The 25219-nt window shown below is 67.3% G+C and carries 21 protein-coding genes and 1 pseudogene; 14 read left to right on the top strand and 8 right to left on the bottom strand.

Features of this window, described 5'->3' with window-relative positions:
• Window positions 1-274: 274 nt before the first annotated feature.
• Genes NMQ03_RS10185 through NMQ03_RS10205 form a run of 5 tightly spaced genes read left to right on the top strand, consistent with a single transcriptional unit; the run spans window position 275 to window position 4940 of the window.
• On the top strand, window positions 275-487 hold the full coding sequence (locus NMQ03_RS10185; RefSeq protein ID WP_255175478.1) for a hypothetical protein: 213 nt from the start codon (window positions 275-277) through the stop codon (window positions 485-487).
• A 1-nt stretch (window position 488) separates the two neighbouring features.
• The gene (locus tag NMQ03_RS10190) at window positions 489-2669 is read left to right on the top strand and encodes a bifunctional polysaccharide deacetylase/glycosyltransferase family 2 protein (protein WP_255175479.1); all 2181 of its coding nucleotides are present in this window, start codon (window positions 489-491) and stop codon (window positions 2667-2669) included.
• A 22-nt stretch (window positions 2670-2691) separates the two neighbouring features.
• The gene (locus NMQ03_RS10195; protein ID WP_255175480.1) at window positions 2692-2958 is read left to right on the top strand and encodes a hypothetical protein; all 267 of its coding nucleotides are present in this window, start codon (window positions 2692-2694) and stop codon (window positions 2956-2958) included.
• Window positions 2959-2999: 41 nt separating this feature from the next.
• Window positions 3000-3893, top strand: coding sequence for an SMP-30/gluconolactonase/LRE family protein (locus NMQ03_RS10200; RefSeq protein WP_255175481.1), 894 nt, complete (start codon window positions 3000-3002; stop codon window positions 3891-3893).
• Between the two features lie 15 nt (window positions 3894-3908).
• On the top strand, window positions 3909-4940 hold the full coding sequence (locus NMQ03_RS10205) for an aldo/keto reductase (protein WP_255175482.1): 1032 nt from the start codon (window positions 3909-3911) through the stop codon (window positions 4938-4940).
• A 30-nt stretch (window positions 4941-4970) separates the two neighbouring features.
• On the opposite strand, the gene NMQ03_RS10210 is transcribed toward NMQ03_RS10205, so the two are convergent.
• Window positions 4971-5213 carry a hypothetical protein gene (locus NMQ03_RS10210; RefSeq protein WP_255175579.1) on the bottom strand — a complete coding sequence of 81 codons (243 nt, stop codon included), beginning with the start codon at window positions 5211-5213 and terminating at the stop codon, window positions 4971-4973.
• A 19-nt stretch (window positions 5214-5232) separates the two neighbouring features.
• Window positions 5233-6666, bottom strand: a complete 1434-nt coding sequence (locus NMQ03_RS10215) for a flotillin family protein (RefSeq protein WP_255175483.1) — start codon at window positions 6664-6666, stop codon at window positions 5233-5235.
• Between the two features lie 374 nt (window positions 6667-7040).
• On the opposite strand from NMQ03_RS10215, the gene NMQ03_RS10220 reads away from it, so the two are divergent.
• Genes NMQ03_RS10220 through NMQ03_RS10230 form a run of 3 tightly spaced genes read left to right on the top strand, consistent with a single transcriptional unit; the run spans window position 7041 to window position 9759 of the window.
• A complete protein-coding gene (locus NMQ03_RS10220) occupies window positions 7041-8363 on the top strand; it encodes an MFS transporter (RefSeq protein WP_255175484.1) in 1323 nt (440 codons plus the stop codon).
• Window positions 8364-8369: 6 nt separating this feature from the next.
• Window positions 8370-9023 (top strand): flavin reductase family protein, encoded by a 654-nt coding sequence (locus tag NMQ03_RS10225; RefSeq protein ID WP_255175485.1) that lies wholly within the window; start codon window positions 8370-8372, stop codon window positions 9021-9023.
• Window positions 9016-9759, top strand: a complete 744-nt coding sequence (locus tag NMQ03_RS10230; protein ID WP_255175486.1) for an enoyl-CoA hydratase/isomerase family protein — start codon at window positions 9016-9018, stop codon at window positions 9757-9759. The genes NMQ03_RS10225 and NMQ03_RS10230 overlap by 8 nt, the downstream gene beginning before the upstream one ends.
• A 36-nt stretch (window positions 9760-9795) precedes the next feature.
• On the opposite strand, the gene NMQ03_RS21050 is transcribed toward NMQ03_RS10230, so the two are convergent.
• Both NMQ03_RS21050 and NMQ03_RS10240 read right to left on the bottom strand, forming a co-directional pair.
• Window positions 9796-10659, bottom strand: coding sequence for an SDR family NAD(P)-dependent oxidoreductase (locus tag NMQ03_RS21050; protein ID WP_303695330.1), 864 nt, complete (start codon window positions 10657-10659; stop codon window positions 9796-9798).
• A gap of 46 nt (window positions 10660-10705) precedes the next feature.
• The gene (locus NMQ03_RS10240; protein ID WP_255175580.1) at window positions 10706-13285 is read right to left on the bottom strand and encodes an excinuclease ABC subunit UvrA; all 2580 of its coding nucleotides are present in this window, start codon (window positions 13283-13285) and stop codon (window positions 10706-10708) included.
• 180 nt (window positions 13286-13465) lie between these two features.
• Here NMQ03_RS10240 and NMQ03_RS10245 point away from each other — a divergent pair, with 180 nt between their 5' ends.
• The gene (locus NMQ03_RS10245; RefSeq protein WP_255175487.1) at window positions 13466-14290 is read left to right on the top strand and encodes a DUF1206 domain-containing protein; all 825 of its coding nucleotides are present in this window, start codon (window positions 13466-13468) and stop codon (window positions 14288-14290) included.
• Here the strand turns inward: NMQ03_RS10245 and NMQ03_RS10250 are convergent.
• The gene (locus NMQ03_RS10250) at window positions 14238-15101 is read right to left on the bottom strand and encodes an MBL fold metallo-hydrolase (RefSeq protein WP_255175488.1); all 864 of its coding nucleotides are present in this window, start codon (window positions 15099-15101) and stop codon (window positions 14238-14240) included. The two genes, NMQ03_RS10245 and NMQ03_RS10250, sit on opposite strands and share 53 nt — an antisense overlap.
• Window positions 15102-15342: 241 nt before the next feature.
• Here NMQ03_RS10250 and NMQ03_RS10255 point away from each other — a divergent pair, with 241 nt between their 5' ends.
• Window positions 15343-16083, top strand: a complete 741-nt coding sequence (locus NMQ03_RS10255; RefSeq protein ID WP_255175489.1) for an SGNH/GDSL hydrolase family protein — start codon at window positions 15343-15345, stop codon at window positions 16081-16083.
• A gap of 70 nt (window positions 16084-16153) precedes the next feature.
• Here NMQ03_RS10255 and NMQ03_RS10260 read toward each other — a convergent pair whose 3' ends face one another.
• Both NMQ03_RS10260 and NMQ03_RS10265 read right to left on the bottom strand, forming a co-directional pair.
• The gene (locus NMQ03_RS10260) at window positions 16154-16855 is read right to left on the bottom strand and encodes an SCO1664 family protein (protein WP_255175490.1); all 702 of its coding nucleotides are present in this window, start codon (window positions 16853-16855) and stop codon (window positions 16154-16156) included.
• A gap of 58 nt (window positions 16856-16913) precedes the next feature.
• Window positions 16914-17543: an MSMEG_4193 family putative phosphomutase gene (locus NMQ03_RS10265; protein ID WP_255175491.1), complete on the bottom strand. Its 630-nt coding sequence runs from the start codon at window positions 17541-17543 to the stop codon at window positions 16914-16916.
• Window positions 17544-17647: 104 nt separating this feature from the next.
• On the opposite strand from NMQ03_RS10265, the gene NMQ03_RS10270 reads away from it, so the two are divergent.
• A complete protein-coding gene (locus tag NMQ03_RS10270; RefSeq protein ID WP_255175492.1) occupies window positions 17648-19036 on the top strand; it encodes a sigma 54-interacting transcriptional regulator in 1389 nt (462 codons plus the stop codon).
• A 14-nt stretch (window positions 19037-19050) separates the two neighbouring features.
• Window positions 19051-21054: a VWA domain-containing protein gene (locus NMQ03_RS10275; protein ID WP_255175493.1), complete on the top strand. Its 2004-nt coding sequence runs from the start codon at window positions 19051-19053 to the stop codon at window positions 21052-21054.
• On the opposite strand, the pseudogene NMQ03_RS10280 reads toward NMQ03_RS10275, so the two are convergent.
• A pseudogene (locus tag NMQ03_RS10280) lies at window positions 21051-23190 on the bottom strand (glycogen debranching N-terminal domain-containing protein). The gene NMQ03_RS10275 and the pseudogene NMQ03_RS10280 overlap by 4 nt on opposite strands.
• Window positions 23191-23338: 148 nt before the next feature.
• On the opposite strand from NMQ03_RS10280, the gene NMQ03_RS10285 reads away from it, so the two are divergent.
• Both NMQ03_RS10285 and NMQ03_RS10290 read left to right on the top strand, forming a co-directional pair.
• Window positions 23339-23974: a dihydrofolate reductase family protein gene (locus NMQ03_RS10285; protein ID WP_255175494.1), complete on the top strand. Its 636-nt coding sequence runs from the start codon at window positions 23339-23341 to the stop codon at window positions 23972-23974.
• Window positions 23975-24143: 169 nt separating this feature from the next.
• Window positions 24144-25091 (top strand): 5'-3' exonuclease, encoded by a 948-nt coding sequence (locus NMQ03_RS10290; RefSeq protein WP_255175495.1) that lies wholly within the window; start codon window positions 24144-24146, stop codon window positions 25089-25091.
• Window positions 25092-25219: the final 128 nt, after the last annotated feature.

The following is a 25219-nucleotide window of genomic DNA, read 5'->3' on the forward strand; positions in this document are numbered from 1 at the left end:
CGGGTCAAGATGATCGGCCTCGGGGTCGTCGGGCTTGTAGCGGCATACGTCATCCTCGTACTGGCCGCCTTCATCGGCGGGTCAGGATCCTCGGCACCATTCCTTCCCCTGCCGGCCGCCGCCGGACCCCGCGATACGCCAACAAGTCCGCCCTCTGCCGATCCTCGGGCCGCCTGACCGGGCCCGCCGTTCCGGTTGTTGAGCAGTCGCCGCGGCCGTCCCGGTGCCCGTCTCTGCTGTTACTGCCGTACCTCCGGCGGAGGGCGCCGCCGTCGTGCCCGCTGCGCCCGCCGCCCCCGCCGCTGCTCCTGCCCCGGCTCCGGCCGCCGCCCCCGCAGCCCCCGGAACGTCGGGAACCGCCACCGGCTCCGGTGCAACCGCCCCCGGCTCCAGCGGAACAGCGCCGGGCTCCAGCACGACCGCCCCCGGCGCGAGCGGCTCGGCGCCGGGCCAGGCCACACGGCCCACCGCCCCCGCGCACCAGTAACATGACCCGCCGGAATAAAGGTTCCCGACCCGCCGCAAGCAACGTCCCCGCTACTGTCAGGGCGCATTGGTTTGTCCTTCTCGCCACCCTGATGGCCCTGGGGCTCGCCCTGGCCGTGCAGGGATACATCCATCATCTGGGCGGAGCGCCCGGGGACTCTTTGCCGGCGGACACAGCCGCAGGCGCCGTCCCCACAACGCTCTCGCACGGCGGCCCCGTGGTGGATTCGCGCGGCGGCTCCGTGACAACCGTCAGCCCGCCGGACCGGACCATCGCCCTGACCTTCGACGACGGCCCGGACCCGGTTTGGACGCCCCGCATCCTGGACGTACTCCGGGAACACCACGTCCATGCCACCTTCTTCGTCGTTGGTTCCGCGGCGGTGGACCACCCGGACCTGGTGCGCCGCATGGTGGCGGAAGGCCACGAAGTGGGTGTCCACACGCTGACCCACACCGACCTTGGCACAGCCCCGGACTGGCGCCGCGAACTGGAGGTGCAGGGCGGACAGGATGCGATTGTCGGAGTGACGGGCCAAGCGGCTTCCCTGCTGCGCCCGCCTTACACCGCCGGCAACAGCGCCATTACGAACGGCATGTGGTCCGCGCTCCATGGAATGGCGGACGAGGGCTACCTCACCGTGCTCAGCAGCCTGGACAGCGAGGACTGGCAGACCCCGGGCACCAAAGCCATCGAAGCCAACCTGACCCCGTCGGGGCCGCAGGGGCAGGTGGTCCTGATGCACGACGGCGGCGGAGACAGGGAACAGACCGTCGCCGCGCTGGACTCCGCCCTGTCGCGCTTCTCCGCACAGGGGTACAAGGTCACAACGGTCGGGGAAGCCGTGGGCGTGGACAGCATGCGCCCCGCTTCCAGCGTTGAACAGCTGCGCGGCTCTGCCCTGGTCTGGGGGATCCGCCTCAGCGATTTCGTCGTCTGGGCGATCTCCTTGGGGCTCGTCGCCGCCGGCGTCGTGACTTTCCTCCGTGCCGTCCTGGTGATGTTCTTCGCAGCACGCCACAGCCGTGCTGCACGCCGCCTCCCCGGTTCGGGACGTGGTAAGCGCCGCGTCGACGTGATGGTGGGGCCCGTGGTGACTGAAGCGGCGACCGTGATTGTCCCGGCCTATAACGAATCCGCGGGAATTGAAGCCGCCGTCCTGTCGATCCTTGCCTCCACGCACCCGGTCGAGGTCATCGTTGTGGACGACGGGTCCACCGACGGGACGGCGGACATCGTGGAGGCCCTCGACCTGCCTGGCGTCACCGTCATCCGCAAGGAGAACGGCGGCAAACCGTCCGCGCTGAACGCAGGGATCCAGGCCGCCAGCCACGACCTTGTGGTCATGGTGGACGGCGACACGGTCTTCGAGCCTGATACGGTACGTGCCCTCATCCAGCCGTTTACCGATCCCCGGGTGGGAGCGATTTCCGGCAACACCAAGGTGGCCAACCGGGGCGGCATCCTCGGCGCATGGCAGCACATCGAGTACGTCGTAGGGTTCAACCTTGACCGCAGGCTGTTCGACGTCGCCGAATGCATGCCCACCGTCCCCGGGGCCATTGGTGCCTTCCGGATTGAGGCCCTCCGCAATGTCGGGGGCGTCAGCGACGACACACTCGCCGAGGACACCGACCTGACCATGGCACTGTGCCGGGACGGCTGGCGGGTGGTGTACCAGGAGGACGCACGGGCCTGGACGGAGGCACCCGCCACCCTTGGCGCCCTGTGGCGACAGCGGTACCGCTGGTGCTACGGCACCCTCCAGGCAATGTGGAAGCACCGGGGTGCCGTGGTTCAGGGAGGTGCGGTAGCAAGCTTGGCGGCGTGGACTGGGCTACCTGCTGGTACTGCAGGTGCTGCTTCCCCTCTTCGCGCCCATCGTCGACGTCTTTGCCCTCTACGGCCTGATCTTCCTGGACCCGCTGCGGATCGGGGCTCTGTGGCTGCTCTTCCTGGCGGTCCAGTTGCTCATGGCCGCCTACGCGTTCCGGCTCGACAAGGAACGGCTGGGACCGCTCTGGACACTCCCGCTGCAGCAGTTCGTCTACCGGCAGCTCATGTACCTGGTGGTCATCCAGGCCGTTGTCACGGCAGTTGCCGGAGTCCACCTTCGCTGGCACCGGATGGAGAGGTACGGCAGCCTGCGCGTCCCGCAGACCCAAAGCCAGGGCTAGGGTAAGTTCGGGCCCATGGAATGTGTCGTGATCTACAGCTTGCGTGAGGGCGTGGACAGATCCACGGTCATGGACGTCTACCCCCGCCACAAGGCGTACTACGAGGCTTTCCGGGCCGCCGGGGGAGGACTGCTCGCCCTTGGCCCCTTGCAGTCCCCGGAGCCCGGCCTGAGCTCGCTGGGCATCTTCACGTCGTACGGGGAGGCCGAACGTTTCATTGCCGGTGATCCCTTCGTGACGGAGGGTCTCGCGGACCCTAAGCTGCTCGAATGGAACGCCGTGCACCTGGCGTAGGCGGGCATGGCAAACAACCTGGACGGCGAAGGGGCTTTCTCATGGGTGACGGACTGACGACGGGCGTGCTGGAGCGCCTGTACACCGGCACGGTGTGGGCGGAGGGTCCATTGTGGGTGCCGTCGTCGCAGACGGTGCGGTGGAGCGATATCCCCAACGACCGCATTCTCGAGTTCCACCCGGACACCGGGATGACGCAGGAATACGCGACCGGCGTGGAGTTCACCAATGGCCGTACCCTCGACGCCGACGGCAGCGTTGTGCAGTGCAGCCACGGCCGGCGCCGGGTGGAGCGCGACCGCGACGGGACCGTCACCGGCCTGGTCGACTCCTTCCAGGGCCACCGGCTGAATTCACCCAACGACGTGGTGATTGCCCGCGACGCCGGCATCTGGTTCACGGACCCGCCCTACGGGATCCTTCCGGGAACAAAGGAAGGGCATGAGGGCGAGCAGGAATACGGGGGCTGCCATGTGTTCCGCTTCGACCCCGCCTCCGGAACGTTGACCCCTGTGGTGACCGACCTCGTGCATCCCAACGGACTGGCCTTCTCGCCTGACGAATCCATCCTCTACGTTGCGGACACGGTAAGCAGCGCCTACGGCGTCCCGCTGCGGATCGCCACCTACGCTGTGCGCGACGGCCACTGCAGCGCCAGGACCGGCACGCTCGAGTTGGAGGACGGCCACGCGGCCGACGGGTTGCGGGTGGACGTCGAGGGAAGGATCTGGACCTCGGCCGGCCCCTCCGTGCGGATTTACTCACCGTCCTTCAAACTCCTGGGCACCATCCCCGTGCCGGAGACCGTCTCCAACCTGTGCTTTGGCGGTCCCGACGGGCAGGACCTCTACCTGACCGCGACCACCAGCCTGTACCGGATCCGCACCACCACCACGGACGCGGCCGCACGCAACCATCCCACCGACCGCAACTGAACGCGAGGACACACCATGCAGCACCGGACACTGGGCCACAGCGGCACCGTCGTCACCAGCTTCGCGCTGGGCACCATGACCTTCGGCGCGGAAGCGACCGAAGAAACATCCCACGACATCCTGGACAGCTACTTCGAAGCGGGCGGCAATTTCATCGACACCGCCGACGTCTACAGCTCGGGAGTGTCCGAGGAAATCATCGGCCGCTGGAGGGCCCGGCGTCCCGGCCTGCGGGACACTGCGGTGATTGCCACCAAGGGGCGTTTTCCCATGGGGACGGCACCGAACGACGTCGGAACATCCCGGCGGCACCTGACCCGCACCCTGGATGATTCGCTCCGCCGCCTGGGCGTGGAGCAGATCGACCTCTACCAGATGCACGCGTGGGACCCCATCACCCCCGTGGAGGAAACCCTCCGGTTCCTGGAAGATGCCGTGACCCGCGGCAAGATCGCCTACTACGGCTTCTCGAACTTCCTGGGCTGGCAGCTCACCAAGGCTGTCCATGTTGCCCGCAGCCAGGGGTGGAACCCGCCGGTCAGCCTGCAGCCGCAATACAGCCTCCTGGTCAGGGACATCGAGTTCGAGATCGTGCCGGCCGCCCTTGACGCGGGAATCGGCCTGTTGCCGTGGTCGCCCCTGGGCGGCGGATGGTTGTCGGGCAAGTACAGGCGTGACCAGAGTCCCTCCGGAGCAACCCGTTTGGGGGAGAACCCCGAACGCGGCATGGAAGCCTGGAAGGCACGCAACGACAATCCTCGCACCTGGACGGTCATCGAAGCCGTGGAAGGCATCGCGGCCGACCACGGCGTGAGCCCCTCCCAGGTCGCCCTGGCCTGGCTGGTAGACCGGCCTGCCGTAACGTCCGTGATCCTGGGTGCCCGGTCCACAGAGCAACTTGCGGACAACCTGGCGGCCGCCGACCTGAGCCTCAGTGCGGACGAAGTCCACCGGCTCACCGAGGCCAGCCGGTCAGAGGCAGGGGTGTATCCCTACGGACCCATGGCCGAGGAGCAGCGCAGCCGCAAAATGGAGGGCGGAAGGTAGCCCCACCCCGGGAGGGGACGCCGCCGGGCCTCACTGATCGTGCTTCAACACGTCCGGCAGCTCCTCCACGTACACCGTTTGCGGCGGGTCGAAATAGATCACCAGCACTTCCGCGCCCACCGGATAATCGCTTTTCTTGTCGAATGGATGCGCGTGGAAGGCCATGGTGCCGCCAAGGTAGGGCAGCATGACTTCGCCGATGGTGCCCGGGCCGATACGCCCGGTTACCCGGCCGATCTTCCCGGTCAGGCTCCGGTCAATGTTCCTGCGGATCATGACGTGGCTGGAGTTCCTACGCGCCCGGCGCCTTGGGCTGGCGCTTGGCGTCTTCACCCTTCCGGAGCGCCGATGCGAGCGCCGGCAGGTAGTCGCCTGCCTGTGCCAGGATTCCGCCCAGCATCTTGTTGACGCCCTCGCCGCCGTTCAGCACGGTCATGTGGCCAACATGGGAGAACGGCTCGGCCGCTGCGGCGATGATGGCCGGCATGTTCTCGGCGAGCTGCTGGGAGATAACCGCGTCCTGGTTGGTACCGAGTGCTTCGGCGCGGGCCTTGATGCCGTCCGCCTCGGCCAGCGCCTTGGCCTTGATTGCAGACGCCGCGGCGTCACCTTTTGCCCTGGTCGCCGCGGCTTCGGCCTCGCCCGTGACCTTGGTGGCTCCCGCGGCGGCAGCCGCGGCGGTGGCGTTGGCCTGGGCCTGGAGCTCCGTCCGGCGGGCATTCGCCTGGGCCTCAAGCTCCGTCCGGCGTGCCAGTGCCTCAGCGGCGCTGATGTCTGCCGATTTCTGGCCCTCCGCATCGGTGCGTTTGGCGTAGGCTTTCGCGTCCGCGGGTTTCCGGATGCTGGTCTGCAGCTTCTGCTCTTCCCGGTCCGCCTCAAGCTTGGCGACTTCGGTTTCCTGCACCACCACCTGCTGCCGCGCCGTGGCCTCGGCCAGCGGGCCGGCCTGGGCGGCATTGGCGCGGGCGCGTTCGGCGTTGGCCTGCGCCACTGACTGCCGGATGGCCGAGACGCTCTGCGCATCCGCGATCAGGGCCGCCGCCTCCGCCTCCTTTTCCGCCGCCTCCCGGTTACGGGTGGCCTCCGCGATCCGGGCCTCCATCTTTACTTGGGCGATATGGGGCTTTGCGATGTTCTGGATGTAGCCGGTGGGGTCCTGCAGGTCCTTGATCTGCAGCGAGTCCACCACAAGGCCCAGCTTCTCCATCTCCACGCCGCTGGCGCCGCGGACCTGCGACGCGAGCTTGTCCCGCTCGCGGATGATCTCCTCCATCGTCATGCTGCCAATAATGGAACGCAGGTGGCCCTCGAAGACGTTGTATACCTGGCTTTCCATCTTTGGTTGCTGGCCCAGGAAGCGGCGGGCGGCATTGGCGATAAAAGGCGGCGCGTCCCCAATCTTGTAAATGACGACGCCCTCCACAACGACCTGGATTCCCTGTGAGGTGACGCATGAAACCTTGAGCTCGGTTTCATTCAGGGTCAGTGACAGGGGCCGCACGGTCTGGAGGCCGGGAAGGACCAGGGCACCCTTGCCCGTGACGATTTTGAAATCCATTCCTTCCCGGGTTTCCAGGGTTCCCCGGGTCAGCCCGGAAATGATCAGGGCCTCGTTTGGCTCAGCCACCTTCCACATCAGCTTCGTGGCAACCCAAATGAAACCAACGGCAAACAGCACTCCGAGAATAATGGCGATAAGTGGAAAGAACGGTGCAAAGTCCGGCATGGCCAGGTCCTTTCGACGCCGCAAACGGCATCACGGTAAAAACCCCAATAAATGCAGCCGTCCAATCACCCGACCAATGAAAGTGCCGTCAATTCCGGTGCACCTGGTAAGCTGTTGTAGACAGTCTGATTGGGCCCCGCCCAAGAGTCCAGAGCCGTGCCGATATTTGCCTGCGGCAACGGAATAAGGCGTACGACGGCGGCACCTGGCATCCGCCGCCGCCCGCGGCCGGGAAGCCGTTGACATGGGCAACTACTGCTCGCACGATGGGAAGACGAACCGCAATGCGGGTCCAGCGCCTGGTTTCACTATTCCTTATCCTTGTTTTGCCGTTCAAACCGGGCGTTCTACTACATCTGACCAATGGAGTGATGATGAGTATTCAAGGAGTGACCCGGGAGCAGGCCGTCAGGCGCGCCACCGTGGCAAGCGTGGTGGGCACCACCATCGAGTGGTATGACTTCTTCCTCTACGGGACTGCCGCCGCACTGGTGTTTCCCCAGCTGTTCTTCCCGGGCCAGGTGGCCTTTGCCGGTGTGCTGGCCGCATTCGGCACCCAGTTCGTCGGCTTTGTGGCCAGGCCAATCGGCGCCGCCATTTTCGGCCATTTCGGTGACCGGATCGGCCGCAAGACAACACTCATGGCCACGCTGTTCCTGATGGCGTTCGGAACGGTACTGATCGGCTGTCTTCCGACATACCAAAGCATCGGCGTGGCCGCGCCGGTACTGCTGGTGGTCCTCCGCATCATCCAGGGCATCGGCGTGGGCGGTGAATGGGGCGGTTCGGTCCTCCTGAGCATGGAATGGGGCGACCCGAACCGCCGCGGCCTGTCCGCTTCCTGGCCGCAGATCGGAGTGCCACTGGGCCTGGTGCTGTCCACCGGCGTCGTCAGGATCACCACAGCCGCCACCGGCACTGACGGATTCGTTGCCTACGGCTGGCGGATCCCGTTCATTTTGAGCATCATCCTGATCGGCGTGGGCCTGTTCGTCCGGCTCCGCGTCATCGAGAGCCCGGAGTTCGACGCGGTCCGGAAGTCGAACAAGGTGGTGCGGGCCCCGATCATCGAGGTGATCCGGCGCCAGCCCAAGGAAATCCTCCTTTCCGCCCTGGTGCGTACATCGGAGCAGGCTCCGTTCTACCTGTTCATTACCTTCGTAATTACCTACGCCACCAAGCAGCTGAAGCTGGACAGCAACTCAATCCTTGATGACACACTGATCGCGGCCGCACTCGGGCTGATCAGTGTTCCCCTGTTCGGGCGCCTTTCAGACCGTTTCGGCCGTCGCCGCGTGTATGGAACCGGCATCGTGCTGACGGCGCTGTTCGCTTTCCCCTATTTTGGGCTGCTCAACACCAGGGACGCCCTGTGGGTTGGTGTTGCCGTCGTGGTCAGCCTGATCCTGCACGACATCCAGTACGGGCCGCAGGCCGCCTTGATCGCCGAAAGTTTTGACACCGACATCCGCTACACGGGCGCCGGTCTGGGGTACCAACTGGCCAGCGTCGTCGCCGGTGGTCCCGCGCCCCTCATTGCCGCCGCCCTGCTGGCGACCTATGGGAACTCGACGTCGATCTCGCTGTACATCATCCTCTGCTGCGTGATCGCCATGGCCGCCCTGGTCTTCCTGCCGAGGGCCAAGGGAGCCCTGGCCAAGGATGCCGCTGCCGCCGCCACGCCAGGAAGCCCGTAGGACCGGATGCGGACAGACTTCGATCCTGAACAACTGGGTCCGCGGGACTTCTACAAATTCCTCACGTCCGTGGTGGTTCCGCGGCCCATCGCCTGGGTTTCGAGCACCTCCCCGGCGGGGGTGGACAACCTGGCGCCCCATTCGTTCTTCACGGTCGCCTCGGTGGACCCCCCGATCATCCAGTTCACCTCCGTGGGCGAAAAGGATTCGCTGCGGAATATCGAGGCAACCGGGGAGTTCGTAGTGAACCTCGCCCCGGCAGCGCTGATCCAGGAGGTCAACGCCACCGGGACCAACTTCAGCGCAGATGTGAGCGAATTCGACGCCGCCGGCCTGGCCCGTGAGCCCAGTGCTGCGGTCCGGCCGCCCAGGGTTAAGGAGTCTCCGGCTGTTCTGGAATGCTCGCTTCACCAGACCTTGCGGATGGGCGACTGCGTCCTGGTGTTCGGGCTGGTGGTGCACGCGTCCGTCTCATCCCAGGTGCTCAGCGGCAACCACCCGGAGGTGGCCCGGCTTGATCCGCTGTCCAGGCTTGGCGGGGACGAATGGGGGAGCCTGGGCCCCGTCCACCACCTGCCTCGGATCCGGGCATCGCAATGGCCTGGCCCGTTCACACCGCGGGCCACGGGAGACAGGACGCGTGATACCCCGGATGGATGACGAATCAGGGTCTGTTGCGACGCTTTCTATTGGCAGCGGGGAACGGCTCAATGCCCTCGGCCTGAAGGACTGGCAGGAGCTGCGGCTCGCCGTCCACCGTCTGGCAGCGGTCCCTTCACTCCGCGCCGTCGTTGTGCGGGGCAGGGGAGGGGTGTTCTGTTCCGGCTTTGACGTCCGCGAATGGGAGGGAGCGCCAGACAGCGAGGTCAACCAGACATTCGGCATCATCGAAGCAGCGCTGCAGGCGCTCGAGGACCTGCCCGTTCCCACCGTGGCTGTCGTTGAGGGGGTGGCCGCCGGTGCCGGCTGCCAGTTGGCCCTCGCCTGCGACCTCCAGCTGCTCACCGCCTCAGCCCGCATCGGGATGCCCGTGGCACGCCTTGGACTGCTGGTGCCGGCAACCTTCGCAACCCGCATGGCATTGCGCGTCGGCCCCTCCCGCAGCAAGGACCTCCTTTACGCGGGCCGTATGTTGACCGCGCGCCAGGCGTGGGACATGGGGCTGGTCACCACCCTGGCCCCGGACGACAACGCGGATGCTGCGCTCGCTGCGGTCCTCGACCCGTGGAAGGGAGCCTCAGCGGCCTCCCTGAGGGCATCGAAGGCAGCGGTGGACGAGGGCCTGCGCCTGCTGACGGAAACCGGCCGCCGCGCACCACAGGGACCGGCGGTGGATCCCCATGAGTTCCGGAGCCGGGTCTCAGGCTTTCTCCATCGCCGCCGGGGCAGCCTGTAGCCCGGCTCGGCCGGCGCCGAGGATGCCGGGTCCGGACTAGGACGGGTCGGGTGGCTCCAGGACGGTGATGTCCAGCGGCATCCTGTTTGCACGGCGCAGGCGGCCGCCCAGCACGTTGCGCAGGCCGTGCGTGACCATCCGCCGCCGGGTCAGGAACCGGAATTCCGCGGCATCTGAGGTCACCAGGTCCAGGATCGGTAGCGCCGCCTCACGCGGGGCCTGTCCCCACAGCCCGACCACCACCTGCAGGCCCGTGAGGCGCTGCTCGTACCCTGCCTGCGACGCCACACGCCCCAGGAGTTGGGTCTCCACCAGTCCTGGGTTCATGCCGTGCACCCGGACGCCGGTGCCTTTGGTTTCCAGCCGCAGGGTCTCCGTGAACTGGCGGACCCACCGTTTGCTCGATGCGTAGGCGTTCTGCAGGGCCACCGGACCGCGGTCGCCCTGGCCGTACAGGTTGACCAGGTCGCCATGGCCCTGACCCAGGAACACAGGCAACGCCATCCTGGCACCATGGAACGTGCCAAGGACGTTGGTGCGAACCACTCGCGTGAAGTCATCGATGGGTGTCGACGCCGTGGGCCCGAAAACCCCGGAGGTGCCGGCGTTGTTGACCCAGATGTCCAAGGTCCCCCGGGCCAGGGCCTCGTCCCGGAGCGCCTCAACGTCTCCCGGTTCGGCGGTGTCGCAGCGCTTCCCGGAAGCCGCGATCCCTTCAGCACGCAGGCGCCGGACGGCGGCAGCAACGCCGTCGTCCGCCCTGGCTGCCAGCACCACCTCTGCGCCGTGCAGGCCCAGGACCCGGGCCATTTCAAACCCCAGCCCGCGCGAAGAGCCGGTCACCACCGCCACGCGGCCGCGAAGGACATCGTGGGTGGGCACCGCCCGTCGGGTACGCATTCCTCTGTCCTACGCCCCCGCACGCACGGGGGCAAGAGGGGCCGCCCTAGCGGTCCTTGCCGGCGGACGCGGCCTGCAGTGCTGCGGCGAGGTAAGGGGCCGTGCGGCTGCTGCGGGAACGGGCGACGGCGGCCGGGTCACCGGCGGCGACGATCGTGCCGCCGGCATCGCCACCAGCGGGTCCAAGGTCCATGACCCAGTCGGCGTCGGCCACCACGTCCATGGCGTGTTCCACCACGATTACGGTGTTCCCGGCGTCCACCAGGCGGTTCAACTGCGCCATCAGGAGCTGGACGTCGGCAGGGTGCAGCCCCGTCGTGGGCTCATCCAGGAGGTAAAGGGTGTGCCCGCGCCGGGCCCGCTGCAGTTCGGTGGCCAGCTTGATCCGCTGCGCCTCGCCGCCGGAAAGTTCGGTGGCGGGCTGGCCCAGCCGCAGGTAGCCCAGGCCCACTTCCTGGAGGGTCTGCAAGGACCGTGCGGCCGCGGGAACCCCGGCCAGGAAATCGGCCGCGGCATTGACCGTCATGCCCAGTACTTCCGCGATGTTCCTGCCCTGGTAGGTGACCTCCAGGGTCGCAGGGTTGTATCGGGTGCCGCCGCACTCCGGGCACGGGCCGTAACTGCCGGGAAGGAACAGCAGTTCCACGGCCACGAATCCTTCGCCCTGGCAGGTCTCGCACCGTCCACCGGCCACATTGAAGGAAAAGCGTCCGGGGCCGAACCCGCGGCTCCTGGCGGCATCGGTGGCGGCGAATTCCTTGCGGACGGCATCGAACAGCCCCGTGTAGGTGGCCAGGTTGGACCGCGGCGTGCGTCCGATCGGTTTCTGGTCCACTTTCACCAGGCGGTCGATCCGTTCCAGCCCGGAGACGTGCCCCACGGTCAGTGGTCCGCCCTGTTCCTCGACGTCGTCGTCCGGCTCCCCGGCGGGTGTGGCGGTACCGGCCTCACCGGTGCCGTGGAGTGCGGCTCCGGCAACGTCGGCGAGGACCCGGCTGACCAGCGTGGATTTCCCGGAACCCGAGACGCCCGTGACCGCTGTCAGGACGCCGAGCGGAAAGGCGGCGTCCAGGTCCCGCAGGTTGTGGCGGCTGACGCCCCGCAGTTCCAGCCAGCCGGAGGGTTCCCGCAGGGAATCCGTGCCCGCGCCCTCAGTTGCCGCCCCTGTTTCTTTCGCACCTGTTGCGCCGGGGAACAGGAACGGACGCGTTACCGACTCCGGTACCTCATCGAGGCCCTGCACGGGCCCGCTGTACAGCACCTCTCCGCCGTCCTCGCCGGCCCTGGGTCCAACATCCACAACCCAGTCAGCCCGGCGGACCATGTCCATGTTGTGTTCCACCACGAACACGGAGTTTCCCGACGATTTGAGCTGGTCCAGGACGGCCAGGAGGGGTTCGGCGTCGGCCGGATGAAGACCCGCCGACGGCTCATCCAGCACGTAGATCACGCCGAACAATCCCGACCTGAGCTGGGTGGCGATCCGGAGGCGCTGCATTTCCCCCGGCGAGAGCGTGGGCGTGGCCCGTCCCAGCGCCAGGTACCCCAGGCCCAGTTCCAGCAGTACGTTGATGCGCTGCAGCAGGTCGCGGGTGATGGCCACAGCCACCTCATTGGACTCGGAGGACTGCTTGCGGGACGCGGTTCCCGCTGTGGCCAGCCTGGTGGTGGGGCGGATGATGTCCGCGAGTTCGGTTATGGGCACCGCGTTGAGCCCGGCGATGGTCTGCCCTGCGAAGGTCACCGCGAGGGCCTCGGGCCTGAGCCCGGTTCCACTGCACCGCGGGCAGGGCCCGGTTTCCATGAAGCGCAGCACCTTTTCCCTCATGGCGGGGCTTTTGGAGTCGAGCAGCGTGTGCATGACGTAGCTCCTGGCGCTCCAGAACCGGCCCTTGTAAGGTTTGGCAACCCGGTCCCGCTGCGGCGTTACTTCCACCACCGGCTGTTCTTCGGTGAAGAGGATCCAGTCCCGCTGTTTCCGGGGCAACTGCCGCCACGGGATGTCCACGTCGTAGCCCAGGTGGGTCAGGATGTCGCGCAGGTTCTTGCCCTGCCACGCCCCGGGCCAGGCGGCAATCGCCCCGTCGCGGATGCTCAGGGACGTGTCCGGAACCAGGGATGCCTCACTGACGGTGTGGGCGGTGCCCAGGCCGTGGCACTCCGGGCAGGCGCCCGCCGCGGTGTTGGGGGAGAAGGCATCCGAGTCCAGCGGCGCTGCGCCCTCCGGGTAGCTGCCGGCACGGGAGAACAGCATGCGCAGCGAATTGGACAGCGTGGTGACGGTCCCCACGGTGGACCTGGAGGTCGCCGTTCCCCGGCGCTGTTGGAGTGCGACGGCGGGCGGCAGCCCGGTGATCAGGTCCACCTTGGGGTTGTGGCCCTGCTGGATGAGGCGGCGGGCGTAGGGCGCCACTGATTCGAAGAACCGCCGCTGCGCCTCCGCGTAGATGGTGCCGAAGGCCAGGGACGACTTGCCGGAACCGGAAACCCCGGTGAACGCCACGATCGCATCCCGCGGCACATCCACACTGACGTTCCGCAGGTTGTTTTCGCGGGCGCCGCGCACGCGGACGAACCCGTCTTCCGCGTGGTCGGCCGTGGGTTCGGAGATGTTCAGCTCGGTCAGTTCATCAAAGTTCTGTTTGGCATGCACCGCTTCGACTGTAGTAGCCAACAGTGCGTGGCCGGAACTTTCCCGGACCTGTCGGGACGGCGCGGACGGATTTACACTGAAGCATTCCGCGGCGCAGGCATGCGAAGCCGGCGGCGGAACAGGACATCAACTACATATGTGGAAGGGCTTACCATGGGCAACGCGTCGCAGGGAGCTAATAGGGCAGTATCCGAGGCGGCCTCGGCGGGCCGCAGCCCGGCAGTTCGCGTGCTGGCCCGTGCCGGATATGTCTTCATTGGCCTGCTCCATATCCTGATTGGCGCCATCGCCCTGCAGTTGACCCGGGGCCAGGGTGGAGAAGCTGATCAGTCCGGGGCCCTGGGAAGCCTGGCATCCAAGCCGGGGGGCGGGATCCTGCTCTGGGCCGGCGCTGTTGCCTGTGCGGCGCTTGCCCTCTGGATGCTCAGCGAGGCTGCTTTTGGGGCGCGCACCGAGCCGGATTCCAAGAAGAAACTGAAGAAAGCTGCCGGTGCTGCGGGGAAAGCTGTGATTTTCGCTTTCCTTGCCTTTACCTTCGGAGTCTTTGCCGCCGGGGGCAGCAAGAACTCCAGCCAGTCGGCCAGCGATTTCACCGCAAAGCTGATGGGAGCGCCCGCCGGGGTGGTGCTTCTGGTGGTGCTGGGGCTGGCGATCATTGCAGGCGGCGTCCTTTACGCCTACCGGGGCGTTTCCAGGAAGTTCATGAAGGACCTGCAGGACCCTGGCAACGCACGGACCGCCGTGGAATGGCTGGGCATCATCGGTTACGCAGCCAAGGGTGTGGTGCTCGCCGTCGTGGGTGTCCTGGTCATCGTGGCGGCAGTAACCGCCGATCCGTCCAAATCCTCCGGCCTCGACGGCGGCTTGAAGACCCTCGGCGCACAGCCCTACGGCGGGTTCCTCCTCGCCGCCATCGCCGCGGGCCTCATTTGCTACGGCGTGTACTCGATGGCCCGGGCGCGGTACGGGAAGTTCTAGGCGCGGTACGGAAAGTTCCACCCACGGCAGGGGACGCTCCAGGCGTCCGGGACCTGAGAACTGCCAGCGCTTCCGCCAGCGGGGCGCCCAGGGCGGGGCCGTGGCCGGGAAGGACAGCCGCGGATTCCATGCCGGCCAGGTTCTGCAGGGCGGCCAGCGCGGCGGCCGGATTTTCGTGGTACATCGGGTGCAGCATCTGCGGTCCGGAAATCCGGCTGATCGGGTGGCCGCTGACAAAGCAGTCGCCCACGGCGATGGCACCAGCCCCGGGCAGGTGGATGGCTGCATTGCCTGGCGTATGGCCGGGCATGGGTACGGCAACGGGCCGCCCAGGCAGGGCCCGGAGCCTGGCAGCGTCCCACGCTTCGGCCGCCGGCACTGGCTTGGCACCCAGGGCGCCCGCCCTGATGACGTGCACCATCCAGCGGAAGATGCGCGGCCTCCAGGCGCGGCGGATGACCTGGCCAAAGGTGACCTGGTGCTTCTCCTTTCCCTGAACGTGGGCCAGTTCCCCGGGGGCGCACAGGACCGGGGTTCCGAATGACTCCGAAAAGAAGGCGGCGGAGCCCGTGTGGTCCACGTGTCCATGCGTGATCAGCAGTGCAAGGGCGTCGCCCGGTTCCAGGCCCAGGTGGCGGATCGACGCAAGGGCGTTGCTGCGGTCACCGGGGTAGCCGCTGTCAATGAGGATGAACCCGGAAGGGTCCTGCACCACGATCCAGTTGGAGGCCGGCCCTTCGGCGAAGTAGACGCCGGGCGCCTGCTCGGAAACACTGGTTGCGGGGTTCCACCCGGTTGCCTGCCGCTGCACGGATACAGCGTAGCCCCGGCTTCAGTGCAGCCCGGTAGACACCGGCATCGACCCCGCACGGCGGCAAGCAGGGTACCTAATGCCCTAAAGGTTCCTGTGCAGTCGCTGTGCATCCTGTTGATCCTGGTCACCTTGGCCCTAAAGTATTCCCACAATTGCCTACGATGGGACACGGACAAGTAGATAAACGGCCGCGGTCAGTTCCCCGGCCACCCGGAAATTCCAGGCGGGAGGAGGTGCCATGCAGGACAGTGCGCTGCTGCACGGGCATCCCGGGCTGGTGACTGCCGGTGTCGCTGCCCTCCTCCTGGCCGTGACGTCGGGAAGTGCAGCCCGGACCCAGCCCCCGGCCACGGCGGCGCCCCCGGTCCGCGTTGTGGTGGTGGGGGACTCTCTGAGCACCGGTCACGGCACGTCGCCGCAGCAGGCGTGGCCGGCGTTGATGCGCACGGACCCGGAGGTGGCGGGCCTTGAGGTGGTCAACGCAGCCGAGGACGGAAGCGGTTACCTCAGCCTGGGCGACTACAACGGAACCTTCGGCACCCAGGTGGATGATTACGTCACCCCGGACACCGGGATCGTGGTCTTTTTCGGTTCGGAGAACGACCTCGGCTACGCCTCTGCCGACGTCGGCGACGCGGCCCTGGCCGCCATGGACAGGGCAGAAGCCCTTGCCCCGGACGCCAGGATCATCGTGGTGGGGCCGCCGTCGTACACAACGGACCCTGACCCCGGGCTCCTGGATATCAGCGACCAACTCAAGACTGCCACTGCGCGGGCGGGCGGTGAGTACGTGGACCCGATCGCCGAGGGCTGGATCAGCGATGACTTTGATGACCTGATTGGCCCGGACGGCGACCACCCCACAGTGCTGGGGCAGCATTACCTGCTGGACCACATCGGGGCGCACCTTGAGCAGGCTGCACCGGCGGCCGCAGCCGCACTGGAAGCGCGCCAGGACGCGCACAGGCCCGCCGCCTGAACCTGGGACCCCTGAACTCCCGCCATCCACGCCTGGGACGCCCACATCTGGGACGCCTGGACTTCGCTGCCTAGACCAGCGGCCAGGGGTAGCGCCTGCCGGTGTGGTCAACGGGCAGCACCATCTCCTGCAGCATTCGCTGGACCCGGCGTTGAAGGGCAACCATCTCGCCGGGATGGAGCAGCGCTGCCACGTCAGCCGGAACAGTGTCCGCCAGAGGACTGATGTCCGCCAGCAGGTTGTCCGGAATCGGGTCGCCGGCGAAGTCCCAGATCACCGTGCGCAATTTGAAGGCAGCGGAAAAGCACAGGCCGTGGTCAATGCCCCAGATGCGGCCGTCCGCTCCGCGCAGGACATGCCCGCTTTTGCGGTCCGTGTTGTTAGCCACGTAGTCGAACAGGGCCATCCGGGCCAGCTCGTCGTGCGTTTCCGGGGAGTCCGCATACAGGGTGAAGTAGTGCTCCTCGTGGTCGCCCTCAATGAACCATTGCAGCGACCCCACGCCAAGCGGGGCATCCGTGCGGACCACCGTGGCCGGCACCATTCCCCAGCCCAGCGCTTCGCTCAGCAGGTACGCGGCGCGCTCCCGGCGGTACAGGCCGGCGTCGAAATCCGCCAGCGGCCGCTCTCCTGCCTCCGGCTTGTAGACGGCCCAGGCGGAATCGTCACCGCAGGAAAGCTCCGCGAGGAACGTGGCATTGCTGCCGCTCATGATGCGGCCCAGCAACTCCACGCGGCCCTCGGTGAGGAGGGTCAGCTCCCGCCCGGACACCGCATGCCCCGTGCCGCCGCGTCCCGCGGCGAGTCGTTCCCTGCCGGTCCGGATGGCATCACGGCGACCTCAGCCCGCTCAGGGGCTCCGACATCGAATTCACCGTGAGCACCGCCGGCGCCTGGCCGTCGGCATAGGAGATCACCGAGACCGACGCCGGGCTGATCATGATCCGCTGGAACAGGTCCAGGTGGGTGCCCAGCGCGTGGGCCACGGCCGCCTTAATGGGATCGGCATGGGAGAAACAGACCACGACGCCACCACGGTGGGCCGCCCGAAGATCCTCCAGCGTCCCAACCATCCGCGCCTGCATTCCGGAAAAGCCCTCGCCATTGGGGAAGCGGAACGCCGACGGGTTGTGCTGGACAGTCTGCCACTCCGGCAGGCCCGCAAGCCCGGCGAGCGCGGCACCGGTCCAGTCACCGAAATCGCATTCCAAAAGCCCGGCTTCTTCCTTGACCGTCCGGCCGGTGCGGGCGGCCGTAGGCTCCGCTGTCTCCCGTGCCCGCTCCAGGGGTGACGAATACAGCCCGTCGACGGGCAGGCCCGCAAGGCGTTCGGCAACAGCTTCAGCCTGCGTGCGGCCGCGCTCGGAAAGATGCAGGCCAGGGGCCCGCCCCGGCAGGACGGTGCCAGTGGTGGGCGTCTCGCCGTGCCGCACCAGGAGGATCAATGTGTTCTGTGTCATTGGGTCTAAGCGTAGCCGCGCGGGGAGCGGCAAGCGGTACCCGCGGGCGCAGGAATCTGGAGGAATCTATCGATTAGCCGCAGGGCGGGGATTACCGTAGAGGAGTGACTGATCGCCCCGATATCTACACCGTTGGTGAACTGCGCGCGGCAGGATACGTCCACAAGGACCTGCGGCACGAAATCCGCGACAACCTCCTCGCCGCCCTGGCTGCGGGACGTGACCCCTGGCCGGGCCTGTACGGCTTCAGCCGGACGGTGATTCCGCAGCTCGAGCGCGCCCTGCTCGCCGGCCATGACGTTGTCCTGCTGGGTGAGCGCGGGCAGGGCAAGACCCGCCTGCTCCGCACCCTGGCCGGACTGCTGGACGAGTGGTCGCCGGTGATCGAGGATTCGGAGCTGAACGAGCATCCCTTTGAACCGATCACCGAACAGTCCCGTGCCCGGGCACTGACGGAGGGGGACCGGCTGCGGGTGGCCTGGCGGCACCGTTCGGAGCGCTACGTGGAGAAGCTCGCCACACCGGACACGTCGGTCGCTGACCTGATCGGTGACGTGGATCCGATGCGGGTGGCCGAGGGCCGCCGCCTGGGGGACCCGGAAACCATCCACTACGGGCTGATCCCACGCTCCAACCGCGGCATCATCGCCATCAACGAGCTCCCGGACCTGGCTGAACGCATCCAGGTGGCCATGCTCAACGTCATGGAGGAACGGGACATCCAGATCCGCGGCTACGTCCTGCGGCTCCCGCTCGACGTGCTGGTGGTGGCATCAGCAAACCCGGAGGACTACACCAACCGCGGGCGCATCATCACACCCCTGAAGGACCGCTTCGGTGCGGAGATCCGGACCCACTACCCCATCGAACTGGAAGACGAAGTAGCGGTGATCCGGCAGGAGGGCCGGCTCGTTGCGGACGTCCCGCCGTTCATCCTGGAGATCCTGGCCCGGTATACCCGGGCGCTCCGCGAGTCGCCTGCCATCAACCAGACTTCCGGCGTTTCGGCCCGCTTCGCCATTGCCGGGGCGGAGACGGTGGCCGCGGCGGCACTGCGGCGGGCCAGCCTGCGGGGGGAGGAGCAGGCGGTGGCACGCATCATCGACCTGGAGCCCGCCGTGGAGGTGCTGACGGGCAAGATCGAGTTCGAATCCGGCGAGGAAGGGCGGGAACAGGGTGTCCTGGACCACCTCCTGCGCACCGCCACTGCGGAAGCTGTCCGGGCGCACTTCCAGGGTTTGGACATGGGGCCGCTCGTGGCCGCCCTGGATGGGCACCGGACCGTCACCACGGGTGAACAGGTCACGGCGCAGGAGTTCCTGGGCAACCTTCCGTCGCTGAACGGCTCGGGCCTCTACGACGAAATCGGGCGGCGCCTGGGTGCGGCCAATGACGGACAACTCGCCGCCGCCGTCGAACTGGCCCTTGAAGGGCTGTACCTGGGCCGCCGGATCTCCAAGGAATCCGATGACGAGGAAACCATCTACGGTTAGGCACAGGAGGCACCATGGCCATCCACAAGCGGTCCGCCAAGTACGGCCGGTATACCGGCGGCCCGGACCCGCTCGCCCCACCCGTCGACCTGGCCGAGGCGCTTGACGCCGTCGCCGAAGACGTGATGGCCGTCTACTCGCCCCGCCACGCCCTGCAGGAATTCCTGCGGCGCGGGGGCCGGAACCGGGACGGGCTGGATGACCTTGCCCGGCGCGTCCAGCAGCGGCGCCGCGACCTGCTCAGCCGGCACCGGCTGGACGGCACCCTGGACGAAGTAAAGAAACTCCTTGACACCGCCGTGCTGGAGGAGCGTAAGCAACTGGCCCGGGACGCCATGATGGACAATACCGACCGCGCCTTCCGGGAAATGCAGCTGCAGAACCTCCCGCCCTCCACAGCTGCGGCGGTCAATGAGCTGGCATCCTACGACTGGCAGTCAGGCCCCGCCAGGGAAGCCTACGACCGGATCAAGGACCTCCTGGGCCGCGAAGTCCTCGAGCAGCGCTTCGCCGGCATGAAGCAGGCGCTGGAGAGCGCCACCGATGAGGACCGGCAGGCAGTGAATGACATGCTCCGGGACCTGAACGAGCTACTGGGCAACCACCGGCGCGGGGAGGATACCGACGCCGACTTCCAGGACTTCATGGCCAAACACGGCCAGTTCTTTCCGGAGAACCCGGAGTCGGTGGAAGAGCTGGTGGACGCCCTCGCCCAGCGCGCCGCCGCCGCCCAGCGGCTCCTGCAGTCGATGTCCCCGGAGCAGCGCGATGAGCTGATGCGGCTCTCCGCCCAGGCCTTCGGCTCGCCCGAACTGATGGCCCAGCTCAGCGAACTCGATGCGACCCTCCAGGCCCTCCGCCCGGGGGAGGACTGGACAGGCTCGGAACGGTTCGAAGGGCAGGAAGGCCTGGGACTGGGCGATGGCACCGGGGTGCTTCAGGACCTCGCCGAACTCGACGAACTGTCCGAACAGCTCTCCCAGTCCTACAACGGCTCCCGGCTCGATGACCTGGACCTGGACGCGCTTACCCGGCAGCTTGGCGAAAATGCCGCCGTTAGTGCCCGGACCCTCGCGGAGATCGAGCGCGCCATGCAGGACGGCGGCTTGTTGCGGCGCGGCACCGACGGTGACCTCAGGCTGTCCCCGCAGGCCATGCGGCGGCTCGGGAAGTCCCTGCTCCGTGATGCTGCCAGGCAGCTGTCCGGCAGGCAGGGAAGCAGGGACACCAGGATGGCCGGGGCCGCAGGAGAACAGACGGGTTCGAGCCGGCAGTGGGAGTTCGGGGACGCCGAGCCGTGGGATGTCACCCGTACCATGACCAATGCCATCCGGCGCACCATGGCCGACGGCGGTGACCCGGCCCGTGGACTGCGCCTCGCTGTCGGCGACATCGAGGTATCGGAGACGGAGGCCCGCACGCAGGCCGCGGTTGCCCTGCTGGTGGACGTGTCCTTCTCCATGGCTGCAGAAGGGCGGTGGGTTCCCATGAAGCGGACCGCGCTCGCACTGCACCACCTGGTGTCAACCCGCTTCCGCGGTGACCGGCTGGAGCTGATCACCTTTGGCCGTTACGCACAGTCCATGGACATCGGAGAACTTACGGCGCTGCCCGCCCTCCGCGAACAGGGAACCAACCTGCACCACGGCCTTCTGTTGGTAAGCCGGTTCTTCCGCCGGCACCCCTCCATGCAGCCCGTCCTGCTGGTGGTCACCGACGGCGAGCCCACGGCGCACCTCCTGCCGGACGGGGACTCCTGGTTCAACTGGCCGCCGGACGCAGAGACCATCCGCGCCACGGTTGCCGAACTGGACCGCCTTGGCCGCGCCGGCGTCCAGGCCACTTTCTTCCGCCTGGGCAACGACCCCGGCCTGGAGCGGTTCATCCAGCGGATGGCGCGGCGGATCGACGGCCGCGTTGTGGCGCCCGAAGTGGGCGGCCTTGGAGCTGCCGTGGTGGGGGAGTACCTGCGCGCCCACGTCCGCAGCGCCTACGCCGACGGCGACTGGGAGGTTTAGCCTTTGGCGTCCAGTCCGGCCTGCGAGATGAGCTCGGTCAGCCAGGGCCGGTGTTCGCGGTGGAACGTCAAGCCCTCCGGCAAGCCCTGCACCGCAGGTTCGCCGTCTCTGATGTCGATGGTGATGCGGCCGCTACCAGGGAGCGTTGGTGATGTGCAGGTTCCCGTATGACTGGGGCAGCGCCGGATCCATCCAGAAGCCACCGCGGGAGACGTGGGCGTCGTACCGCATCAGGCAGGTGATCAGCATGATCGGCGCGGTGGCCGCCCAGGCCTGCGGGGAGCAGGCCGTGGGGTATGGCACCGGCTCGGCCACCTGCTCCCGGCTGAAGCCACAGAACAACTCCGGCAGCCGGCCGCCGGAAAAATCCGCGGCTTCGAGCAGGGCGGTGGCGATGCGCTGCGCCTCCTCGACGAATCCGTACCGCATCAGTCCGGCCGCAATAATGGCATTGTCATGCGGCCATACTGAACCGTTGTGGTAACTGGCAGGGTTGTAGGCCCCCATATCTGAGGCGAGGGTCCGGACACCCCAGCCACTGAACATCTCCGGCGACATTAGGCGTTCAGCCACCAGCGGCACCTTGTCATCGTCAACGATGCCGTGCCACAGGCACTGCCCCATATTCGAGGCGCAGGCATCAACCGGGCGTTTGCGGCCGTCCAGGGCTACGGCGAAGTAGCCACGTTCCGGCAACCAGAATTCCTCGTTGAACCTTTTCTTCAACTGCGCCGCCTCGGCGGTGAGCCGGGCAGCCAACGGCGCCTCCCCGCCGTCGTACGCCATCCATGCCCGGGACAGCAACGCTGAGTAGACCAGGGCCTGCACCTCGCAAAGCGCGATGGGCGGCTCGGCAATGGTTCCGTCCGCGAAATTGATCCCGTCCCAGGAGTCCTTCCACCCCTGGTTGATAAGGCCCTGGTCGTTGAGGCGCTGGTACTCAACGAACCCGTCGCCGTCCTTGTCGCCGTAGGTCCTGACCCAGTCCAGGGCCCGGTCGGCGTTGGGCAGGAGGGCGGCTATGGCGTCCTTTCCGAACCCCCAGCGGCTGACCGATGCCAAGGTCATCACAAACTGCGGGGTGGCGTCCACGCTGCCGTAGTAGACGGATTTGCCGCCGAGCGCCAGCCCGGAGGACACGCCCAACCGGACTTCGTGCAGGATCTTCCCGGGTTCCTCCTCGCTCATCGGGTCCACCACCTTGCCTTGCCGGTCCGCCAGCGTCTGCAGGGTGCCCAGGCCCAGGGACGGGTCCACGGGCAGCGCCATCTCCGAAGCCCACAGCGAATCACGCCCGAACAGGGTCATGAACCATGGTGCGCCGGCGGCCACCACTATCCGTTCCGGATGCTCGGGGTCCTCGATCCGGAGCGCTCCGAGGTCGTCATAGCTCCGCCGCAGCGTGCGTTCAATGGACCGGTTCGCCATCTGCAGCCTGGGGATTTTGGCGACCCATTCCTGGTGCCGCCGGTCACTCGGTGACACCCCGTGCCCGGCGGGGCGCGAAACGTTGTGCTGCCCTGCCGGTGCCACGCTCAACCGCGTGCTCCACTGGCCGTATCCGGGAACCACGGCGCGGTATGTGAGTGCCCCGGGGGAGGCGACGGCGCCGCGTCCCCTGACCAGGACAGCTTTCCGCAGGTCCTGCCAGGCCGCGCTGATAATCAGGGAATCGCCGTCGGCTCCGCGGGTGACGTCCCACCGCCGCTGGACCCTCGCCTCCTTCACCTCGAACAGATCGGCGAAGTCCGAGTCGACGGCCACGGAGATGCTGCATTCAACGGGGTTGCCGGAATAGTTGCGGATCGTAATCTCCTCAACCACTCCGGCCGCCACTTCCCGCAGCCGCTCCACGATCAAGGGGCTGTCCGCGTACCCGTCGGCCCGGGGAACGCGGCCAATGAACAGTGCCCGGTAGGGTTCCTTCGTCTCCGCCGCCAACGGCTCAAGTGGCTGGCCGTTCACCGTCATGCTCCACCCCGACAGGATGCGGGTGTCCTCATGGAAGACGCCGTGGGGCAGTTCCGGGTGGATATCACCATTGGCTGCGGAGATACAAAAACATGAGCCCTCGACCAGGGTCACGGTCCCTGCCCCCACAGGCCCTGCCGCTGTGTCTGCATTCCATCCAGCCATGTCCGCTCCTTAGACGGCTACGACGGTTCCGGCGCAATAGACGCTACGCCTGCGGCAGGGCTGATGAAAGGGCCCGACCCTTGTACCGCCGCCCTGGCGGGCATAGCATTGCCGCCAGATCAACGCCGATCAGTCCAAGGAGCCGGTCATGGGAGCCACACCTGCCGAACCGTCCCAGGCACCCCTGATGGTGGACCTGATCATTTCGCTGGACGGTTACGCCTCCGCAGAGGGCTGGCCGGGGTGGTGGGGACTGGAGGGTCCCGAATACCTTGCCTGGCTGGACCAGGAATCGGCGAAGAACTACACCTTCCTCCTGGGCGCGAAAACGTACCGGTTGATGTACGGCATGTCCGCGCAGGCCGCGGCGGACCGGTCCGGTTTTTCCGAGGAGGAGGGCGCCAGCCTCACGGGGCTGTCCGCCGTACCGAAAATCGTGTTCTCTTCCTCGCTGCAGTCTCCCCTGGACTGGCCGAACTCGACCCTGGTAACCGGGGACGCGGTTGACGCGGTCCGCGAGCTGAAGCGTAGGGGAACGGAGCCCCTGAGTACCTTGGGCAGCATCAGCCTGGCCCGGTCGTTGCTGGTGGCGGGCCTCGTGGACCGGTTCCGTCTGGTGGTTTTCCCCGTCATTACCGGCGCCACCGGGCGCGAGCGGATCTTCGATGGATATCCTGACGTCCGGCTGGACATGGTGCAGAGCAGGACGTTCGACGGCAGGCTCCAGCTGCTGGAGTACGTTCCCACGGTACTCACCGGCCCGCCCGGCACCGGGCAACCGTGACCGGTGCCCTTAGCACCCCGACGTCCGGCTGAACCGTAGTCAGCATTTCCGGTTCGAGCAGGCAGGCCGGGTCCTCCTGGGACTGGGAATCACCGCGCAGTCGTTCCAGGCGCCACGGCGGAGGTCGCGGCTGCTGCCCGGCCGGCCGTTTCCATGTGAGGATCGAGGTATGCCCCAGCGCCTCATGCTGCTCGACACTGCCTCCCTGTACTTCCGCGCCTTCTACGGCCTGCCGGACACCATCCGCCGACCGGACGGCACGCCGGTCAATGCCGTCCGCGGGCTGCTGGACATGATCGCCCGGCTCAGTACCGATTACGGGGCCACCCACCTGGTGGCCTGCTGGGATGATGACTGGCGGCCGCAGTGGCGGGTTGACCTGATCCCCACCTACAAAGCCCACCGGGTGGCCCGTGCAGTCCCGGGCGGCACGGACGTGGAAGTGGTGCCTGAGGGCCTGGAGGCGCAGCTGCCCATGATCCGCCGCGTGCTGGAGTTGGCGGGCATCGCCATTGTGGGGGCAGCAGAGCATGAGGCCGACGACGTCGTGGGCACCTATGCCAGCCGTGCCGGCCTTCCTGTGGATGTCGTCACGGGCGACCGGGATCTTTTCCAGGTGTGCGACGACGACCGTGGGGTCCGGGTGATCTACACGGCCCGCGGCATGAAGAACCTCGAAGCCATCACCGAAGAAACCGTCGTGGCCAAGTACAAGGTCCTCCCGCAGCAGTACGCCGATTACGCCACGCTGCGCGGCGACGCGTCCGACGGCTTGCCCGGCGTGGGCGGGATCGGCGAGAAGACGGCGGCATCCCTGCTGCTCAAGTACGGCACCCTGGAACGGCTGCTGGCGGCGGCGGAAGACGACGACGGCGGCGTGTCCAGTCCTGTCCGGGCCAAACTCTCCGCCGCCGGCGCGTACCTCGAAGCAGCTCCCGCCGTCGTCCGCCTGGTGCGCGACCTCGAGCTGCCCACGCTTGAGCAGGCGGGTGCCCTGCTGAAGCCGGTGACGGGTGACCGGCGCGCCGAACTTGAGCGGCTGGCCATCGACTGGAACCTCGGCGGCTCTGTCCGCCGCCTGCTCGCCGCGCTGGACCAGCGGACGCAGCCGGCATAAGGGCCTGGCCCCGATGACGCCGGATGTACGGCCGTGACCTTTCGTTGCGGTACGCGTCCGCGTGTTTCGGGCGGCTTGAGCGGGCCGCTTGGCTGATGGTTTGGTGAGGTAACGCTCCAGATGAGAGG

The sequence above is a fragment of the Arthrobacter sp. DNA4 genome, from assembly GCF_024362385.1.
GTDB lineage: Bacteria > Actinomycetota > Actinomycetes > Actinomycetales > Micrococcaceae > Arthrobacter.

Excerpts from the sequence above, each read along its gene's own strand:
- NMQ03_RS10190 (WP_255175479.1), top strand. The coding sequence starts at position 489 with ATGACCCGCCGGAATAAAGGTTCCCGACCCGCCGCAAGCAACGTCCCC.
- NMQ03_RS10200 (WP_255175481.1), top strand. The coding sequence starts at position 3,000 with ATGGGTGACGGACTGACGACGGGCGTGCTGGAGCGCCTGTACACCGGC.
- NMQ03_RS10205 (WP_255175482.1), top strand. The coding sequence starts at position 3,909 with ATGCAGCACCGGACACTGGGCCACAGCGGCACCGTCGTCACCAGCTTC.
- NMQ03_RS10215 (WP_255175483.1), bottom strand. The coding sequence starts at position 6,666 with ATGCCGGACTTTGCACCGTTCTTTCCACTTATCGCCATTATTCTCGGA.
- NMQ03_RS10220 (WP_255175484.1), top strand. The coding sequence starts at position 7,041 with ATGAGTATTCAAGGAGTGACCCGGGAGCAGGCCGTCAGGCGCGCCACC.
- NMQ03_RS10225 (WP_255175485.1), top strand. The coding sequence starts at position 8,370 with ATGCGGACAGACTTCGATCCTGAACAACTGGGTCCGCGGGACTTCTAC.
- NMQ03_RS10230 (WP_255175486.1), top strand. The coding sequence starts at position 9,016 with ATGGATGACGAATCAGGGTCTGTTGCGACGCTTTCTATTGGCAGCGGG.
- NMQ03_RS21050 (WP_303695330.1), bottom strand. The coding sequence starts at position 10,659 with ATGCGTACCCGACGGGCGGTGCCCACCCACGATGTCCTTCGCGGCCGC.
- NMQ03_RS10245 (WP_255175487.1), top strand. The coding sequence starts at position 13,466 with ATGGGCAACGCGTCGCAGGGAGCTAATAGGGCAGTATCCGAGGCGGCC.
- NMQ03_RS10255 (WP_255175489.1), top strand. The coding sequence starts at position 15,343 with ATGCAGGACAGTGCGCTGCTGCACGGGCATCCCGGGCTGGTGACTGCC.
- NMQ03_RS10265 (WP_255175491.1), bottom strand. The coding sequence starts at position 17,543 with ATGACACAGAACACATTGATCCTCCTGGTGCGGCACGGCGAGACGCCC.
- NMQ03_RS10275 (WP_255175493.1), top strand. The coding sequence starts at position 19,051 with ATGGCCATCCACAAGCGGTCCGCCAAGTACGGCCGGTATACCGGCGGC.
- NMQ03_RS10285 (WP_255175494.1), top strand. The coding sequence starts at position 23,339 with ATGGGAGCCACACCTGCCGAACCGTCCCAGGCACCCCTGATGGTGGAC.
- NMQ03_RS10290 (WP_255175495.1), top strand. The coding sequence starts at position 24,144 with ATGCCCCAGCGCCTCATGCTGCTCGACACTGCCTCCCTGTACTTCCGC.